The sequence below is a fragment of the Campylobacter sp. US50a genome, from assembly GCF_004379015.1.
GTDB lineage: Bacteria > Campylobacterota > Campylobacteria > Campylobacterales > Campylobacteraceae > Campylobacter_D > Campylobacter_D jejuni.
In genome coordinates this window covers 1-1,719 of record NZ_RYYJ01000034.1, presented here as the reverse complement: position 1 = coordinate 1,719, position 1,719 = coordinate 1, and the positions used below count along the sequence as shown (strand labels likewise).

At 29.4% G+C, this 1,719-nt stretch carries 4 protein-coding genes; all 4 read left to right on the top strand.

Annotated features, from left to right (window positions below):
- Positions 1 to 210: 210 nt before the first annotated feature.
- Complete coding sequence (locus ELQ11_RS10405) at positions 211 to 456, top strand: type II toxin-antitoxin system PemK/MazF family toxin (RefSeq protein WP_070261079.1); 246 nt, start codon at positions 211 to 213, stop codon at positions 454 to 456.
- A gap of 92 nt (positions 457 to 548) precedes the next feature.
- Positions 549 to 683: a helix-turn-helix transcriptional regulator gene (locus ELQ11_RS09450; protein ID WP_070261078.1), complete on the top strand. Its 135-nt coding sequence runs from the start codon at positions 549 to 551 to the stop codon at positions 681 to 683.
- The gene (locus ELQ11_RS09445) at positions 664 to 903 is read left to right on the top strand and encodes a hypothetical protein (protein ID WP_243833554.1); all 240 of its coding nucleotides are present in this window, start codon (positions 664 to 666) and stop codon (positions 901 to 903) included. The genes ELQ11_RS09450 and ELQ11_RS09445 overlap by 20 nt, the downstream gene beginning before the upstream one ends.
- A 158-nt stretch (positions 904 to 1,061) precedes the next feature.
- Positions 1,062 to 1,460: a hypothetical protein gene (locus ELQ11_RS09440; RefSeq protein WP_243833553.1), complete on the top strand. Its 399-nt coding sequence runs from the start codon at positions 1,062 to 1,064 to the stop codon at positions 1,458 to 1,460.
- The last annotated feature ends 259 nt before the right edge of the window (positions 1,461 to 1,719 follow it).

Below are 1,719 nucleotides of genomic sequence, written 5' to 3'. Positions count from 1 at the left end.
GCACTACATAGCATTATGCCAAAAGATATAAAGGAATAAAACGAACGAAGTGCAATTTGACAGCTGGAACGAACGAAAAAAGAGCTTAAACAAAGTAAAATTAATCAGAAAAGTTAGTGTAAAAAAAAGATTTATTGGCTTAGCATTGGTTTAAATATCGGTGCTGAAGTTTAAGGTAAAAATGAGTTTTTTACGCGTCCTGTTTTGATAGTGAATAGTTTTTATAATGGCACATTTTTAGGCGCACCTTTAAGTTCTAAGACTAAAAACAAAAAAGGCTTTTTATTTCACAAATTTAAGGACAATAAAGGTACTTTACAAGTTGTACTTTTAAGACAAATGAGAGTTTTTGATACTAAAAGAATAAAAACTTACATAGGAAAAATCAATGACAAAGATTTTGAAATGATTAAAAATAAAATAGTAGAAAATATAATAAGCCCTGCACTAAGATAGGGAAACTCAAAAAATGAGCCAAATCCTTTCATTTCTGAAAAGTAATGAAAAAATTATTATTAAAAAATATTAATCTAAAATAAAGGATTAGCATGACAGAAGAGAAAGAAAATATTATTAAAGAAGTGTGTAAAGAGTTAAACATTACTCAAACTGAATTAGGAAGACAATTAGATGTCTTTGCTTCTACAATAAATACTTGGGCTAGTGGTAAAATTCCAACTTAGTGGATTATATTCTGCTGAAGAAATGGGTGTTGGAGTTACTGAAAGTAGCGATATTGTTATCGATATTGAAGCTTACCAAAACAATACTCATGAAAACAAAAAGAAAGTTGATTTCTCACAAAACTTTTCACAATCAAACGCTACAACTTTTAGCGAAGATGAAAGACAAGTTTTGTTATCTTTGGGACTCAAAGTGAAAAATGAAGATGGTTATTATTGAATTGTAAGAAATACCTATGGTTTAAATGAAAAAATCAAGCAATTAGGTTATAGATTTCACTCTAAGAAAAAAACATGGTGGAAGCAAATTGGAAATGTAGCCTAAGAACGCACATGAAAATATGTTATAATTTAGGAGTTAGTATGCAAGGATATGCCATGAAAAAAGAAATTACACTCAATGAGAGCTTTAAAGCATTATTGGAAAGTATTTTTTCAGATACTAATCAAGCTAAAAAGCTCATTCAAGCTTTTGAAGAATTTGCTAATGATAGAGCAACAACGCAAAGGCTTAATTTTGGGAATTTAAAGCAAGAAGCCATTGAGCAAATAAGAAATGAGTTGGTTAGCAAGGATTTATTCCAATCTGAGACTAAAGGACTTGAAGCCGAAATCAAACGAATGGAAAGTTCCTTACAAAGTGAAATCAAACTATCAATAAGTTCATTAAAACAACAAGGAATCTATTGGCTTATAGGAGCTTGTGTTGTTAGCATTGCCACTATAATTTCAAGTGTTTGGGCAATAATGGACTTTATGGTAAAACATTTAAAATAATACTCTCACACTAGAAACAATCTAGTGTAACTTAACCCTAAGGTGGGATAGTTTTATTCCACTAGGGATATTAATATCCCTTGACTTTTAGCATTTTTTTGTTATAAGATAAGGAGAAAAAAGAAAGATTTTTTCAAAAAAATAGCAATATTTACAAAAATACCCACAAAAGCAATCTTAAGATTCATGGAATCTATTGGCATAGGATTGTTTATAAATACAGGCGATAGTAGAGCTTTTATTATTTTAATTGAAAGTT

Excerpts from the sequence above, each read along its gene's own strand:
- ELQ11_RS09450 (WP_070261078.1), top strand. The coding sequence starts at position 549 with ATGACAGAAGAGAAAGAAAATATTATTAAAGAAGTGTGTAAAGAGTTA.
- ELQ11_RS09440 (WP_243833553.1), top strand. The coding sequence starts at position 1,062 with ATGAAAAAAGAAATTACACTCAATGAGAGCTTTAAAGCATTATTGGAA.